The 15,424-nt window shown below is 45.8% G+C and carries 17 protein-coding genes; 11 read left to right on the top strand and 6 right to left on the bottom strand.

Features of this window, described 5'->3' with window-relative positions:
- Positions 1–68: 68 nt before the first annotated feature.
- The gene (locus tag KCO92_RS01940; protein WP_158653022.1) at positions 69–923 is read left to right on the top strand and encodes an outer membrane protein; all 855 of its coding nucleotides are present in this window, start codon (positions 69–71) and stop codon (positions 921–923) included.
- 5 nt (positions 924–928) lie between these two features.
- Here the strand turns inward: KCO92_RS01940 and KCO92_RS01935 are convergent, their stop codons facing one another.
- Genes KCO92_RS01935 through KCO92_RS01920 form a run of 4 tightly spaced genes read right to left on the bottom strand, consistent with a single transcriptional unit; the run spans position 929 to position 5,952 of the window.
- The gene (locus tag KCO92_RS01935) at positions 929–3,154 is read right to left on the bottom strand and encodes an endonuclease MutS2 (RefSeq protein WP_104696035.1); all 2,226 of its coding nucleotides are present in this window, start codon (positions 3,152–3,154) and stop codon (positions 929–931) included.
- Positions 3,138–3,494 (bottom strand): hypothetical protein, encoded by a 357-nt coding sequence (locus tag KCO92_RS01930; RefSeq protein WP_104696036.1) that lies wholly within the window; start codon positions 3,492–3,494, stop codon positions 3,138–3,140. The genes KCO92_RS01935 and KCO92_RS01930 overlap by 17 nt, the downstream gene beginning before the upstream one ends.
- Complete coding sequence (gene murC, locus KCO92_RS01925) at positions 3,494–4,828, bottom strand: UDP-N-acetylmuramate--L-alanine ligase (protein WP_104696037.1); 1,335 nt, start codon at positions 4,826–4,828, stop codon at positions 3,494–3,496. The genes KCO92_RS01930 and murC overlap by 1 nt, the downstream gene beginning before the upstream one ends.
- Positions 4,822–5,952, bottom strand: a complete 1,131-nt coding sequence (locus KCO92_RS01920) for an aminotransferase class I/II-fold pyridoxal phosphate-dependent enzyme (RefSeq protein WP_104696038.1) — start codon at positions 5,950–5,952, stop codon at positions 4,822–4,824. Before KCO92_RS01920 ends, murC begins: the two co-directional genes overlap by 7 nt.
- A 135-nt stretch (positions 5,953–6,087) precedes the next feature.
- Between KCO92_RS01920 and KCO92_RS01915 the strand changes: the two genes are divergently transcribed.
- The 6 genes from KCO92_RS01915 to miaA are packed head-to-tail and all read left to right on the top strand — an operon-like array spanning position 6,088 to position 10,075.
- On the top strand, positions 6,088–6,537 hold the full coding sequence (locus KCO92_RS01915; RefSeq protein WP_104696039.1) for a hypothetical protein: 450 nt from the start codon (positions 6,088–6,090) through the stop codon (positions 6,535–6,537).
- On the top strand, positions 6,488–7,777 hold the full coding sequence (locus KCO92_RS01910; protein ID WP_233710507.1) for a GIY-YIG nuclease family protein: 1,290 nt from the start codon (positions 6,488–6,490) through the stop codon (positions 7,775–7,777). Before KCO92_RS01915 ends, KCO92_RS01910 begins: the two co-directional genes overlap by 50 nt.
- Positions 7,778–7,824: 47 nt before the next feature.
- A complete protein-coding gene (gene nikR / locus KCO92_RS01905; RefSeq protein WP_104696041.1) occupies positions 7,825–8,274 on the top strand; it encodes a nickel-responsive transcriptional regulator NikR in 450 nt (149 codons plus the stop codon).
- Positions 8,258–8,854 (top strand): nicotinate (nicotinamide) nucleotide adenylyltransferase, encoded by a 597-nt coding sequence (gene nadD / locus KCO92_RS01900; RefSeq protein WP_104696042.1) that lies wholly within the window; start codon positions 8,258–8,260, stop codon positions 8,852–8,854. The genes nikR and nadD overlap by 17 nt, the downstream gene beginning before the upstream one ends.
- A complete protein-coding gene (gene rsfS / locus KCO92_RS01895) occupies positions 8,841–9,167 on the top strand; it encodes a ribosome silencing factor (RefSeq protein WP_104696043.1) in 327 nt (108 codons plus the stop codon). Before nadD ends, rsfS begins: the two co-directional genes overlap by 14 nt.
- On the top strand, positions 9,167–10,075 hold the full coding sequence (miaA, locus tag KCO92_RS01890; protein ID WP_104696044.1) for a tRNA (adenosine(37)-N6)-dimethylallyltransferase MiaA: 909 nt from the start codon (positions 9,167–9,169) through the stop codon (positions 10,073–10,075). Before rsfS ends, miaA begins: the two co-directional genes overlap by 1 nt.
- Here miaA and KCO92_RS01885 read toward each other — a convergent pair.
- Complete coding sequence (locus KCO92_RS01885; RefSeq protein ID WP_104696045.1) at positions 10,032–10,796, bottom strand: carbonic anhydrase family protein; 765 nt, start codon at positions 10,794–10,796, stop codon at positions 10,032–10,034. The genes miaA and KCO92_RS01885 overlap by 44 nt on opposite strands.
- Positions 10,797–10,806: 10 nt before the next feature.
- Positions 10,807–12,600, bottom strand: a complete 1,794-nt coding sequence (gene lepA / locus KCO92_RS01880; RefSeq protein WP_104696046.1) for a translation elongation factor 4 — start codon at positions 12,598–12,600, stop codon at positions 10,807–10,809.
- Between the two features lie 75 nt (positions 12,601–12,675).
- Between lepA and KCO92_RS01875 the strand changes: the two genes are divergently transcribed.
- The 4 genes from KCO92_RS01875 to acpS are packed head-to-tail and all read left to right on the top strand — an operon-like array spanning position 12,676 to position 14,494.
- Complete coding sequence (locus KCO92_RS01875) at positions 12,676–12,999, top strand: hypothetical protein (protein ID WP_104696047.1); 324 nt, start codon at positions 12,676–12,678, stop codon at positions 12,997–12,999.
- Complete coding sequence (rsmD, locus tag KCO92_RS01870; RefSeq protein ID WP_104696048.1) at positions 12,999–13,571, top strand: 16S rRNA (guanine(966)-N(2))-methyltransferase RsmD; 573 nt, start codon at positions 12,999–13,001, stop codon at positions 13,569–13,571. The genes KCO92_RS01875 and rsmD overlap by 1 nt, the downstream gene beginning before the upstream one ends.
- Positions 13,572–13,583: 12 nt before the next feature.
- Complete coding sequence (gene fliL / locus KCO92_RS01865) at positions 13,584–14,123, top strand: flagellar basal body-associated protein FliL (RefSeq protein WP_104696049.1); 540 nt, start codon at positions 13,584–13,586, stop codon at positions 14,121–14,123.
- Positions 14,120–14,494, top strand: coding sequence for a holo-ACP synthase (gene acpS, locus KCO92_RS01860; protein WP_104696050.1), 375 nt, complete (start codon positions 14,120–14,122; stop codon positions 14,492–14,494). The genes fliL and acpS overlap by 4 nt, the downstream gene beginning before the upstream one ends.
- Positions 14,495–15,424 lie beyond the last annotated feature (930 nt).

The raw sequence follows: 15,424 nt of genomic DNA, 5'->3' as shown, positions 1-15,424 counted from the left end.
TAGGAAATTCTTCCCTCGGGGGAGGGGGGGTGTTTCGCGCCAAGATGCATCCATGGAGCAAGATTCTGATGCTATTATTTTCTCGCTACAAACATGTTTTAGCCACACTTAGCACCCTTTTTATATCTCTCAATGCGGAGGGCAATGGAGCATTTTTGGGAGGTGGATTCGTGTATTCCCACTTCATGCGCGATTGGAACTTCAAGATGGTCATGGAAAACCTATTTGAGCCTTTTGCGCCCATACCTCGTGTGGGTAGTGAAATTTTGGGAGGTGATAAATATTCTGGGGCCCTCTTTGGGGGCGATTTACAAGTGGGCTATAAACAATTTTTTGGCAAGGAAAAACGCTTTGGTTTGCGTTACTATGCCTTTGGAAGCGCGCAGGGAGGATATTATTCCTACCTTGCCTTTGGTCGGCAAACCCAACAGAGAATCAATGCCACCCAGAGTGTTGCGGTGTTTTTTTACGGCGCAGGAATCGATCTTCTCTCCAATTTTTATGATAGAAAAGAAGTTAGTCTAGGGATTTTCGTGGGAACAATTATAGGGGGGGAGAGCTGGTTACTGGGAAAGAGTTATGCCAGCAACAAGAGCTGTCAAACCCAAATTCCTAGCGAACCGCACCGCTGTGTGAGCGCTGACGCTTACTGGAAAAATCAGGCAAGCTTGATGGAGTCCTTTGGACAGGAGGCCAAGTTTTACAACATGCCCAGTTTTCAGATTGCGCTTCAAGGGGGTTTTAGAGTGCATTTGACCAAGCACCAAGGGTTTGAGATGGGGGTGCGATTCCCCTTCATGGCACATAATTATTACACAGAAAAAGATCGCAACGACTGGGGCAATTATGGCAAAAATGGTTCAGCTAGCATTGTCTTCAGGCGCAAACTCGCCCTCTTTGCTAACTATATCTACAATTTTTAAGCCATTCATATTTTGATAATCTGCGCACCTGAACCGCCCAGATTATAGGGTGCGTCCTCAAAAGAAATCACCTTAGGATGGGTTTTGAGCCACCCCTTAAGGGCTTGGCGTAAAATCCCCTTACCCTTGCCATGTACAATCAACACTTCTTCAAAACCGGCTAAAAGCGCGTTGGCTAAGAAGTCTTGGGCTTGCTCTAGGGCTTCTTGCACCTCTAAAGCGCGCACATCTAGGCGCATGCGCGCGTGGGCTTGGGGCTTGCACTCTAATTTAACTTGGGGCTTGGGGGCTTGGGGGCGTGTGTGAGACACTTTGAGGGCATGGGCGCGAGTCTTGATCTTGAGTCCATTCTCTAAGAGCACGACAAATAATTCCCCACTCAAACCCACAATCTGCCCTTTTTGTTTTCCATAGACAACCCCCATGCCAATGGTAAGGGAAGTTTCTAAAGACTTAGACTCTGGGGGCTTGGTTAGCTTTAAACCCTCTCTGATGGCTTGGATTTGCTGGTGGGCGTGGCTTTTATTATGGGTGCGTTCAAACTCTTTAAGCGCATCTTGTAGCGCTCTTAATGCCTGCTGGTAGCTTTTTTCTAGGGTGCGCTGTTTGACTTCTTGTTGCTCTTGAGCATCTTGCATTTGCGCCAAGTGCGCTTGCACGCTCTGCGCATGGGCTTGTTTAGCATATTCTAACTGGGCACGCTCGTTAAGGAGCTCTTGCTCTAGCGCGCTGGTGCGCTCAATTAAAGCATTTAAGTGGGTTTGCTCTGCGCCATAGAGGGCGCGCGCTTGCTCTATCAAATCCAAAGGCACACCATAACGCAGGGCACTCTCAAAGGCGTAACTCTTGCCAATGAGTCCCGGGGTGAAGGTGTAGGTAGGCATTTGAGCTTGCAGATCATAATTAGCTGCGAGCAGTTGCACGGCAGGATTTTTAGCCAACAACATCGCTAAATGCTTGTGGTGCGTGGTTACCACCACCTTAGCCCCCTTAGCTAACAATGTTTCTAGCAACACTTTATACAAACAACTTGCCTCTGATGCGTCCGTGCCTAGTTCGATCTCATCCACTCCTAGCAAGAGATGAGGGGTAGTTAGAGCATGGCTAAAATCGAGCATGCGCCCGGCGAAGGTGGAGATGTCATTTTGGCTATTCTGTGGGTCGTTGATGATGGCTTGGATATTTTCTATATGGGGGATTTGGGAGTGGTGCGCGTTGATCTTAAAGGGCAAAAAGTGTTTAGCCAGCCACGTCGCGCTCAAAATGGATTTGAGCAACATCGTTTTACCCCCCGTATTAACCCCCGTAACCAACAGCAGGGCTTGGTTGAAGTCTAAACAAAGGGGTTTAGGGTTGTTGAGATTGGGGTGTTCAAAATCTTTGAGCACAAAATGCCCGTGTGCGTTGGGCTTGATAAAGCTTAGATTCGCGCTTTTAGCAAAACATATGCGAGCCTGCAGATGGTCTATATAGTCAAATTCGTGATTAATAAAGCGCAAAAATAAAAAATAGGGACGTAATTTTTGACTCCATTGTGCGCAGATGTACGCGACACTCTCTTCTATTTTATTGCGCGTTTCTTGGATTTTGCGCGCTAAACTCTTCACTTCTAAGGGTTCTATGTAAAATTGCCCACTATGGGAGCGCGCCACCACCGCGCCCTTAAGCACGGCAGAAAAGCCCGGCTTGAGTAGCAAAGTTTCGATCCCCTGCACAAAATGCACTTGGCGATCGGCTAGATAGAGTTGCAGAGTCGAGCGGCTTAAGATTTGATTGAAGACTTGTTTTTGTTGGACTTGCAAACGCCCTAAACTCTCTAACAACGCGTCTAATTCGGGGTAAAAACCCTCTTTGAGAGCGGGGACATCTTGCATGCACGCCTCTAGCTCTAACAGAGGAGCGGGGAAGTGAATATTTTCTAAATAGGCGCATACATGGGGATGTTCTTTGGGGCGCGCGCGCGCTTTTAGATAGGCAAAATAGCGCGTGATCTTCACAAATTCAAATAAAATTTCTAAACGCCATACCCCTCCCTTTTTAAAGGCTTTGAGAGCTTCTTTTAGGCAGATGATCGCGCTAGGGGGGGCAAAATCTAGACTTTCAAATTCTTGCAAATGCTCCCAAGTGCTGGGGCGCAGGGTTAGGGTTGTTACTTCTTTGGGGCGGGCTAAAAAGTTGGCAAAGTTAGCTAAAAAGCGTTCTAAATCTAATTGGTTAGCTAGCGTGTTCAAGAGGCTTTTTCTGGCAAGATTGTAAATCGATCAAGGTATCTTTCATGGGGCTATTGGGTTTGCCTAAAAAACTCAGAGTGCCGGTTACCAAATTGAAGTTTTTATTATTGACCTCTACATGGTTACAGAGTAGAGTTTCGCCCCGCAAAAAGGCGCGTTGCAAATCTATTTGGGTACGATTGGCGCGATCTTGCTCATAAGTGTAAAACCCCACCACACCCCCTAAGAGCGCGAGCGCAAATACACCCATTAGCTTTTGTTTCAAGCGCGTCAACCCAAAATCCTTGAGTAGTAGCCATAGTAAGAGCAACACTAGAGCTAAAACAATCCACGCCCCCATTAAACCTCCCCTCTAAGTTGGCTGGTAATATCGCCTGCTCCAAAGCCTATTACCAGCCCGCTATGCAAAGTGCGTATCTTAACTCCCTGCACAAAGAGCTCTAAGCCTTTTGGGGTGCGCCACACAGAATCGATAAATGTGGGTTGCAAATGCCCAAAAAGAGTATGCATGTCTACCTCGCGGGGCTGCTCGCCTGCGCGCCATACGGGCAAAATGTAAAGTTGACTCACAATAGGGTGTTTAAAGCACGCTTGAAAATCCTCCAAATTATCCAATAGACGCGAGAATTTATGGGGTTGCCAAATGACAATGCTCTCTTGCAAGCCTTTGAGTTGCGCGTAGGTTTGCAGTGCCTGCAGGGTAGCACTAATTTCGGTAGGGTGGTGGGCGTAGTCGTCAATGAGCAAGAGTGAGTCTTTTTGAAGAATGTCAAAGCGCTTTTTAATACCCTTAAAATTTAGCAGATTGGCGCGCAAACTCTCTAAGGGCAACTCTTCCAGGGCAGCTAGAATAGCCAAAGCCGCATTGCTCGCCGTGTGCTCCCCCAAACCCCACACCTCAAAAAAGCCATAATCTCTGAGCTTAAAACGAGTATAAGGTTCATCCTCCCTTAAAAAATAGCTAATTTGACTAATGTCTTTGGCGGGGTCTAGGCGTGTCGACTCTAGGCCGCACTCTTTTAAAAAGGGGTCCCCCACATTGATCACGCGCTTTTGGGCTAACTTTAAAAAGTCTGTATAGGCTTGATAAAAGGCATCTAAATTATAATCATAACCCTCTAAATGCTCCACCTCAGCATTAGTGACCAGCGAACAATAGGGATTAGAGTGCAAAAAGCTTTGATCGGATTCATCGGCTTCAAACACCAAACTAGAGCTATCGCTCCCGCGCACATTTGAACCAAAGTCTTTACTAGTCGCCCCGATAATCGCCCCAAAATGAGGCAACAATGCGCTTAATATTGCGCTAGTGGTGCTTTTACCATGCGCCCCACACACACTAAAGACCCGCTTACCTCCCAAAATGTATTCTAGCGCCCGCTTACGCGAGAGAATAACGCAATTTTTCTCCATCGCCGCGACAATCTCCACATTGTCCACCTTGATAATGGCGGAGTGGATCACCACTTCTTGATCGGTGAGCGCGCTTGGGTTATGCGGGATAGTGATGGGAATACCTAAGTTGGCTAAATAGTCTGTAATGGAGCTTTGCACCAAGTCCGAGCCACTCACTACTGCCCCCTGTGCTTTTAAATATTTTGCTAAGCCAGAAATACCAATTCCTCCAATGCCAATGAAATGGATTTTATAGGTGTGGATGGGGCGATCTAGCATGCCACACCCTTTAAATAATTTTGATGGGCGTTTTTTAAATCTTCTAAGATAGGGCGCATATTTTTATAAACCAACGCCACGCGCACAAAGGGCACGCTATGGGGGCTATTACTAGGGCTTAAAAACGCGCCGGGCAAAACTTTAATCCCCGTGTGGGCGAACAGATAGCGCGCAAAATCCTTCCCATTACGCGCCTCTAGCCACACATAAAAGCTTGTGGGCGCGATAGGTACGCTTAAGACTTCTTGGGCTAGTTGTAAGTTGGTGGCATAGAGCTGGCGGATTTGCTCCTGTTGCTCAAAATCTAACCACCCCACCGCACCAGCATGTTGCAAGGGCAGAGGAGTTGCACATCCACTATAACCTCTAAAAATCTTGTATTGTTTTAAAATGCTGGCATCTCCAGCGATATACGCACTACGCACGCCCGGCGCGCTCAAGGCTTTAGAAAGCGAGTTGATCGCTAAGACATTTTTGAACTCAGTATTGCCTATCTCAGTGCAGGCTTGCAAGATAGAGGGGGGAGGTGTGGTGGCGTAGATATTGCTATAGCATTCATCATTGAGAAGCACAAAATTCTCTTCTAGGGCGCGTAACACCCAAACTTTCAATTCCTCTAAACTCAAGGTGCGCCCGGTGGGGTTGTTGGGGGAGTTTAAAATGACTAGGTGGGGTTTTAGTGCAGGGTCTAGCTCAGGGGTGAAGTGATTAGCTGGGCTCAGGGGCATAAAAAGGGGTTGTGCCTTAGCCACCTGCGCGCTCCCCAGGTAGACTTGGTAGAGCGGATCAGGCATGGCGATCTTGGGCTGAGATTTGTCATGCAGATAAAAAATAGGAAAGCTGAAGAGAGCTTCTTTAGAGCCCAAAGTGGGTAAAATCTGATCATCTCTTAAGCACACCTTGAAATGGTGTTCTATAAAGCACCTCTGTGCCTCTTTTAAAAAATCTTCTCCCCCGCTTTTGGGGTAAAACCTCAGTGTGTCCGTGTGGACCTGCAAAGTTTGTTGGATAGATAGAGGTGTGGGAAATTGGGGTTCACCAATGCTTAAATCGGTGATCTTGGAGGGGGTGATACCTTGTAAAAGGGTATTGAGACGTTCAAAGGGGTAGGGGGTGAATTGCATTCAGGGGTTACTCTCTTGGATGGAATGATCGGCATTTGGCATTTGAGCATGAGGATAGGGCGAAGATTGTTTTGTCTTGTAAAAAGGGGGGGCTTTATAACCACAACCGGCTAGCAAACATGCTAATATGCTAAAATGAAAGATTCGCGAAGTATTTTGTCCGATCTGCAAAACAAGCCCTTTCTCAAACCCCTAGATATGCGTCTCAAGCTCAACCGGCTCAAGCTTTTTTTGCCCCTCCCAATCAGGGAGGCGATTAGCTCCATTATAATCAAAAACTCTAAACTCTGGCTTGCTTTTGGCCACCCTAGCGCGTACAGCTATTTTCGCAAACATGCCCAGGAATTTAGCCAAATTTTACTCAGAGAGGTCAAACGCTTAGATTTAGAAATTCCCGATCAACTTGAAGTAAAAGCCTATGTGCCCCAAGCGATCAGGGCAAAGTTCAAGCCCAAGCCCTCTAAACTTTATTATGACGAATGCGCACAGGGCACTTTCACCAACCACGCCCAAGACCCTGAACTAAGGGCTGCATTTGAGCGCATCCGCTTGTATATCCAAAAGCATGCAAATCAGTCAGCTTGAAAATCTGCCCGAGAGTTGTGGGGTGTATCTCTACTTTGATAAAAACCACAATTTGCTCTACATTGGCAAGGCCAAAAACCTTAAAAAACGCATTCTAAGTTATTTTAGTCTGCAGGAGGGGCACGCTTTGCCCAGCCCTAGAAATAACGCCCGTGTGCGCGATATGGTATCTAAAATTATACATTTGGAATGGCATTTAACCTCCAATGAGCACGAAGCGTTGCTCTTAGAAGATCGTTTAATCAAAAAACACCAGCCTCGCTATAATATTTTGCTTAAAGACTCCAAAACCTATCCCTATGTTTGCTTTGACCCTGCTTTGCCCTATCCTGTGCTACACCTACAAAGACATCCTAGCGATTCTCTGCGTTGTTTTGGCCCCTTTAGCTCTGCAGCCAAGGAGATTTTAGAAAGTGTGTTAGATTTTATCCCCCTAGTGCAGAGCCCAAGTTGTGTACGGGGTAAGCACACTTGTATTTTTTATGAGATCAGGCGCTGCAAAGCGCCTTGCGAGGGCAAGATCAGTCCCCAAGATTACGCGCTTTTAATTCAAGATGGGGTGGAGCTTTTAGAAAATCTGCCCAAGTTGTGTGCGCGTTTAGAGGCGCGCATGCGCGCTTTAGCTTCTCAAGAGCGCTTTGAAGAAGCGACAATTCAGCGCGAGCGCTGGGCTAAAATTCAAACCCTCTTAGAACGCTTGCAGCACCCTTTGGAGGGACACACACGCGCCCTGCAAATTCTCTTAGGACTTAAAGCCCCTATAGAACGCGTTGAGGTCTTTGATGTGAGCCACCACGCCCAAAGCCATTGTGTGGGGGGTATGGTGGCGTTTGAAAAAGGAGAGTGGGTTAAAAAAGCCTATCGGCGTTATCTGTTACAGAGCAAGGACGAATACAGCCAAATGCAAGAGCTTTTAGAGCGGCGCATTAAGAGATTACAGCACCCTCCCGATCTATGGCTCTTAGATGGAGGTAGGGCGCAGGTGAGCTTGGCTGTGCAGATTTTGGAGCGCGCCCACATTAAGGTAGAAGTGATGGGCATTGCTAAGGCAAAGGTGGCAAGTAAAACCCGGCGGTCTCTGGGCGATGTGCCCGATATTCTCTACACGCGCGATCGCGTGTTGCGCTTGAAAGCTAACGACCCCTGTTTGCAATTTTTACAGCGCTTGAGAGATGAGGCACATCGCTACGCTCTAGCTTTCCACCGCCGCAGATTCCTCGCCCAAATTAGGGCACAATAAGCCAAATTAGGCTAGAATGTGGCGGAATTTTTCCAACAAGGGCATTTATGGACCATAAGGACGACATTATCAGGTTTTCCGTATCTTTGCAACAAAATCTCTTAGATGAATTGGATAATCGCATTATTAAAAATGGTTACTCTTCGCGCTCAGAGCTGGTGCGTGATATGATTCGTGAAAAGTTAGTTGAAGATAATTGGTCCACTGATGGGAATTCTAACGACGCCAAGGAAGGAGTTACTGTGGCGGTGTTGGTGATTATCTACGATCATCACCAACGCGAGCTTAACCAAAAGATTATCGATATTCAGCACGAAAGTCATATTACTATTATGTGCACTACCCATGTACACTTAAACTCCAATAATTGCCTAGAAACCATTATTTTAAAGGGTAAGCCTTCAGAAATTATGCATTTGCACCTAGAAATTGGAGGGCTTAAAGGGGTAAAATTTTCCAAACTCACGAAGGCTTCCAGCTTTGAGCAAAACACCTAGCGGATTAAGAATTGCCCTATATGGGGGGAGCTTTGATCCACCCCACATCGCCCATTTAGAAGTGATCTATCAAGTGTTAAAGCATTTGGATATCGATCAACTCATTGTATTGGTGGCCTACCAAAATCCCTTTAAGGACGCGCCTTGTTTTAGTGCTACTCAGCGCTATACATGGATGCAAGAACTTTTAAGAGGCTTGGCTAAGGTAGAAGTGAGCGATTTTGAAATCCGCGCGCAACGCCCTGTGCCCAGTGTGGAGAGCGTATTACATTTTTACCGCACCTTGCAACCCAGCGAGCTCTATTTTGTGATCGGCGCAGACAATTTGGCGCATTTAGACCAGTGGGAAGGTTATACGACCATGCAAGAGTACGCGCAATTTGTAGTGGTGCAAAGAGAGGGCTACATGCTTAAACCCTGTGCTTCCTCCCTTTACATGCCCCTTCCTCAAATCCGAGAATGCATCTCATCAAGCCAAATTAAAGCCCTTTTAGCCCAACACAAAATCCCTCCCCACATCCCTGCTGCCCTGCAAGGAGGTGTGATTCAAGCTTTCAAGGAGACCCATGTCCGATCCTAGAATTAGTAGAATTATAGACTTGCTAGAAGATAAAAAAGCAGCTGATATTGTGGTCTTTGACTTGAGCGATCGCGCTTATGTGACTCAAAAGGTGATCATTGCCACCACTCTAGCCCCTAAACATGCTCTAGCCTTGCTCGATCATCTCAAAAGCACGCTCAAGCCCTTAGGCGAGCAATTTTATGCGGTGGATGCTCAAAATGAAGAGTGGATCATTATCGACCTAGGAGACATGATGGTGCACTTATTCACCCATGATCAACGCGTGCGCTTCGACTTAGAAGGATTTTTAGCCACTTATAAAGCTCCCTAGTGACTAGCCCCACTCTAATTGCCATTTTAGGGGCGAGTGGAAGCGGCAAGAGTGCTTTAGCTCTTGAGCTCGCCCAAGATTTAGACGCGGAAATTTTCTCTCTGGACTCTTTGAGCATTTATAAAGATTTTAACATTGCCGCAGCCAAACCCAGCGCACGGGATTTGCAACGCGTGAAGCATTATGCGATTAATGTCCTAGACATCCACCAGCCCAACAATGCCCCCATCTTTGCCCAAGAATTACAAAAGGCTCTAGCCCTTACACAAAAGGGCGTGTTATTGCTCGTAGGAGGGAGTGGGTTCTATCTCAAGGCGATTTTAGAGGGTTTGAGTCCCATGCCTCCCGTAAATGAGGCAGTGCGCGCCCAGATCGCTCACTTATCCGATTCTCATACTTTTTTAACACAGGTAGACCCCGCTTATGCGTCCAAAATCCACCCTAAGGATACCTACCGCATTCAAAAGGGTTTAGAAATTTACCTAGCTGCCAAAACCCCTCCTAGTGCGTATTTTAAAACCCACCCCAAAACCCCCTTTAACCTGCCCATTAAGCTCTATGCCCTCACTCTGCCTAAGGAAGTCTTGCGCGCTCAAATTGCTCGACGCACCCAGAACATGCTCGATCAGGGCATTATTGAGGAGGTAGAGGGCCTCGCGCACACACACGGAACGCACCACCAACCCTTTAAAGCAATTGGACCTAAGGAGTGTTTAGCGTACTTGGAGGGTAAACTCAACTTAGAGGGGCTTAAAGAAGCGATCTATATCCACACCTGCCAGCTGGCTAAACGGCAGATCACTTTCAACAAGACACAATTTAAAAATGTCACCTTCCTAGAGTCCAGGGCACTTTGTGAGAACATTATTGCACATGCTCAGGCTCACGCAACACCGCAGAGCTCTTAACAATCACGCTATTGTAATCTTTTTGGGGTGGTCGCCTATTTTCAACATAATGCATGATCTTTTTAAGAGCTTCTAGTTGTTCTTCTGACACACTTAAGGTTTCTTCAATAATAAACCACGCCACCCCCTCTGTGCAGGGGGGAGTGGTGAGCGAGCCATTGAAATGGTAATAGTTAATCGTAGAGGGGAGCAAGTTTTCCAAATCCAAAGCTTGAGGGATTTTTTTGCGTGCATAAGCCTCTAAGAGGTGGGCGATCATCTCATTGGGTTCGCCGATCTCAAAGCCAATTCCTAAAACCAGTAACGAACCATTTGCATCCTGATGAACCATGTGCATGCTTAAGGGTTGACGCTCTTTGTGGATACTGAATTCCATTGGGGCATGGAAATGCAAGTTCACTAGCTTGTAGACATGATCGCGGTAAGAAACATGATTTTTAGGCGTATTGAACTTAGCAACAAAAGTATGGTGGGAATACTCCAAAGAGATGGGCCTAGCATTGTTCTGATAAAAAACCCCAAAATTCTCCTTGTCTGGAGCGTTGTAGTAGTGCTCGATATCGATGGGAGATTGATTCTTCCCACTTTTACACATTTCAAAATCTTTGTGCAGATCCCCCCACTGGCGAGGGGCTGTGGGATGTTCGTAGCTCCATTTATGAGCCTCAGCAGCCCACAAACTCAAGCTTAAAGGCAGGGACAAAAGACAATAACGCCACATTCAAACTCCTTTAATCAATTTTTAAGATTGCCAAAAACGCTTCTTGGGGAAGGTGCACTTTTCCAATGGCCTTCATGCGTTTTTTACCTTCTTTTTGCTTTTCTAGCAGTTTGCGCTTGCGGGTGATATCCCCACCATAACACTTTGCTGTAACATTCTTACCCACAGATTTGATGGTTTCACGGGCAATAATCTTATTGCCAATGCTGGCTTGTAGGGCAACTTCAAAGAGTTGGCGAGGGATCAAGTTCTTCATGCTCTCTACCAATGCCTTACCCTTCTCATAGGCTTTAGAGCGATCGACAATGATGGAGAGTGCATCTACTACTTCGGAGGCGACCCGAATATCCAACTTCACTAATTGCCCCTCTTGATAGCCAATTGGTTCGTAATCAAAACTTGCATACCCCTTGGTGCAGGATTTAAGCTTGTCGTAAAAATCCATCACAATCTCATTACTAGGAATGGAATAGGTTAAGAGCACGCGACTTTGGTTTAAATACTCCATTTTTTCCTGCACCCCGCGCCGCTTATTGAGCAAGTTAATGAGATTACCTAAATATTCACTAGGCGTAATGATATTAGCCCGCACAAAGGGCTCTTTAATGCAGACAATGTTCCCTTCGGCAGGCAATTCGCTGGGATTTTGCACCATCACAACCTGCCCATTTTGCAAATGCACTTCATACACCACAGTGGGGGCTGTGGCAATGAGATCGAGTTTAAACTCCCTCTCTAGGCGCTCTTTAATGACTTCCATGTGCAAGAGTCCCAAAAATCCCGCTCGAAATCCAAACCCTAGCGCCACACTGCTTTCAGGCTCAAACTGCAAAGCAGCATCGTTGAGTTGGAGTTTATAGAGCGCATCTCTAAGAGTTTCAAATTGATCGCTCTCAATAGGGTAAAGTCCGGCAAAGACAAAGGGTTTAGCAGGGATGAAGCCTTCAATGGGAGTAGGAGTAGGGGCTTTGGCATCGGTGATCGTGTCACCCACCGCGATGTCTGTGAGATTCTTAGAACCCAAAGCCACAATGCCAATTTCTCCACACTCAATACGAGGGCTTTGCACTCTATGTAGAGGGTGAGGGTAGTAAAGCCCTAGTACTTGGTGTGTTTTTTGGTTGCCCATTACTAGCACCTCTTGTCCCACCTTTAAACACCCCTCTTTGAGCCGTACTAGCGCCAATGCTCCCAGATAATTGTCAAACCAAGAATCATAAATCAACGCCTTAGTGGGTGCATCAGGATCGCCTATGGGTGGGGGAATTTGAGTAATAATTTTCTCAAGTAATTCTGTAATACCAAGCGCATTTTTAGCGCTCACACAGGAGGCTTCAGAGCAATCTAGTGCGATAGTGTCTTCAATATCTTGTTTTACGGCTTGCACATCAGCGTTGGGGAGGTCAATTTTATTGAGCACGGGTAAAATTTCTAGGTGATTGTCTAGGGCAATATAGACATTGGCGATGGTTTGTGCCTCCACACCCTGCGTGGCATCTACCACTAAGAGAGCGCCCTCACAAGCGTGCAAGGATCGCGAGACTTCATAGCTAAAATCGACATGACCTGGGGTGTCGATGAGGTTTAGAATGTAATCCACCCCTTCAAAGCGGTAGCCCAAACGCACTGATTGGGCTTTAATAGTGATGCCTCTTTCCTTTTCAATATCCATGGTGTCTAAAACCTGGCTGGTCATCTCACGCGTGTCCAAGGCCTTACAAGCCTGAATCAGGCAATCGGCTAAAGTGCTCTTGCCATGGTCAATATGGGCGATAATAGAAAAGTTGCGGATGTGTTTTTGCACAAATTCCCCTAGGTAAGCATTTTCAAACTCAAGATGTGTAATAATAGCACAGAATGCGCTTTAAAAAGAGGAGAGATGAAAATAGCCCTGGATTGCCATTCTTTACTCTTAAGCCATGTGCTCGAGTCCTATTTGCAAGATTTTTTGTGCTCACCTGAGAGCTGTGATTTTATTCTGAGTGATCACTTCATCGAGAAGCCCATCAAGACGACTTACTTCATTGGTTCAGCGGAAGGGATGCATGTGAGCGTGCCCTTTACGCGTACAAGTCTTTTAGAATCTCTACAGGAACTCTACACTCAAAAGCTCCAGGCAGAAAGCTTAGAGAGCAGGGTGCAGACTTTATTAAGTGAATACACCCGTAAGCTTTTAGATTTAATACAAGAGTATCGTCCTTAATGTCCAAATCCCCTTACGCTTTAAAGATTTTGAGCGGGGTGTGCAAGGGGCTTAGTTTGCGCATACCCCCCAAAGAGATTACCCGCCCCACGAAGGCTATTGTGCGCACTTCGCTTTTTAATGTTCTGCGACCCCAAATTGCTTCTAGGGTTTTTATAGAGGTCTTTGGGGGGAGTGGAAGTGTGGGGCTGGAGGCTTTAAGTTGTGGAGCATGTGAAGCCTTATTTTTTGAAAAAGACCCGTTAGTTTTTGAGGTATTGCAAACCAACATTGATACCTACCAGCGAAGGGATAGTGCGCGCGCCCATGCCATTCAGGGTGATGGGCTCATTTTGCTGCAAAATTATTTAATAGGGCTAAGCATGCCTTATATTCTCTATTTTGATCCCCCCTTTGGAGGGCTTTTAGAGGCAAGCTTGCAGTGTTTGGAATGTTTAGATGTTTTGAAAGATACCTTGGCAATTTTTGAGCACGCGAGCTCCATTCCTATGCCCAGAAATCTAGCAAGCTTTAGTATAATCAAGCAAACTAGATTTGGGCGCACCAGTCTAAGCTATTATTCTAAATCATAAAAAGGACTTTGAATGCCAGAAGAAGCAAAGGCTCCTAAGAAGAGCAAGGCGATGTTGTTTGTGGTGATGGGAGCGGTGTTGGTCATGCTGATTTTAGTCGGCGTGATTGTGATCTTGTTTATGGGAAAAAGCGCGGAACCTAGCAGCACACCTAGTGCAAGTGGGGGCAAACAGATGCGTAGCGCTCCTATGAATGAAAGTCCAGATGCAGGTTCCGTGATGGTGCGCTCCTCAGATTATCTCTCTTTAGGGCCACTCTATCCCTTGAGCAGTGCTTTCATTGTAAATTTGATCAGTCAGAACGGGCGTCGTTATCTTAAGACTAGTATTTCATTAGAGCTAAACGATCCTAAGTTATTAGAAGAAGTGAAGGTTAAAGAGACGGCGATTAAGGATACCATTATCGAGATCCTTTCCTCTAAATCCGTTGAGGAGATTTCTACTCTTAAAGGGAAGAACAAACTCAAGGAAGAAATTCGGAGCAATATCAATAGTTTTTTGATCGATGGGTTTGTAAAAAATGTCTTTTTTACGGATTTTGTAATTCAGTGATTGGGGTCGATCTGATTGCAGTTGATCGCATCGCTAAGGTTCTAGCCCGCCACCAGCAACATTTTCTCGATCGTTTTCTTTCCCCTTACGAACAAACCTTTTTTGCAAAGCCTGCTAGTTTGGCTGGGGCATGGGCGGCTAAAGAAGCCTGCTCTAAGGCTTTAGGAGTGGGTATTGGAGCACGATTGGGTTTTTTAGATATTTGTCTGCACAAGAATGCTAGAGGGGCTCCACAAATCACACTATTACCTGAAAAAATGCGTGCTTTTCATTTGCAAAGCCTGCATGTGAGCATTAGCCATGATAGAGGATTTGCTATCGCGGTGGTTGTGTGTCAGTTCCAAAGTTTGCAAAAAATCTTAGATAAATAGATTTTAGTCATAGTAGTAGGGTGTGTGAAAATGTGAAAAGAGCTTTGGAAGTACATCGTGTAGGTACTTATGCAGGTAGGAAAAAACTTTTATTCGTTCACACAAAGGCACAAAAAAATAAGTTTTAGGTGATTTTTAAAGGGCTTTTTACGCACTTGTGAATACATGTCGCTAAACTCATGTGAATAACATGTGAATAACATGTGAATAACATGTGAATAAATAACAATCTCCATCAGGTGAAATATCCAAATGCCAAGGACATGTAGGTCCCCTGGGTCGATGCTTCTAAGTAGAGAGAGTGCAGTTCTCGCTCTGTGTTCTTATGGTAGAGACCTTCCCCCCCACCCCAAACCCCTAGCTTTGACTAGGCGGATAATTAGTGCCTGCTCTTTGAGCATACTCATACCCTATATTTTCCGCAGAAGGCGCGCCTTTGGAAGTGATTAAACAATGCATCGCCAATCAACAAAACTCTGAAAGACCCAAATAAAAGAACAAGTGGAAAGATTATATCAACTCCTCCCCCAATCCCTCTACCTCATTCTCTCACAACTCCCTAAACTAGGGGCTCTAAATCTTAAGCAGATAGGCTAAGACAAGCTACTTTTCAGCACTTGGCTCACTGCGTCTCATTTTTTGACACACCGACACATCAAAGAACTTTTTTAATTGCGCGCATTCTAGCGCAATTTTTGTCTCTGTGTCAAGTCTGTTTTTGCACAATGCAAAGAGATATGAATGCCCATGTAGTGGGGATTATAGGAGGTTTAGGCAAAGTAAACGCATGGTATTTCGTTTGCATTTTTGCTTGCATGGCAACTTGAAAATTTTAAACTTTTAGGGGATGGGCTGTGCCACACCCTCATCAAACCCTCCCCCACATTTTCTTTCTAAAAGCTTTTAACCCTTTTTTCCTCTTAGGCTTTT

It is taken from the genome of Helicobacter salomonis (assembly GCF_017979425.1).
Classification (GTDB): domain Bacteria; phylum Campylobacterota; class Campylobacteria; order Campylobacterales; family Helicobacteraceae; genus Helicobacter; species Helicobacter salomonis.
This window is presented reverse-complemented; position numbering and strand designations above follow the sequence as displayed.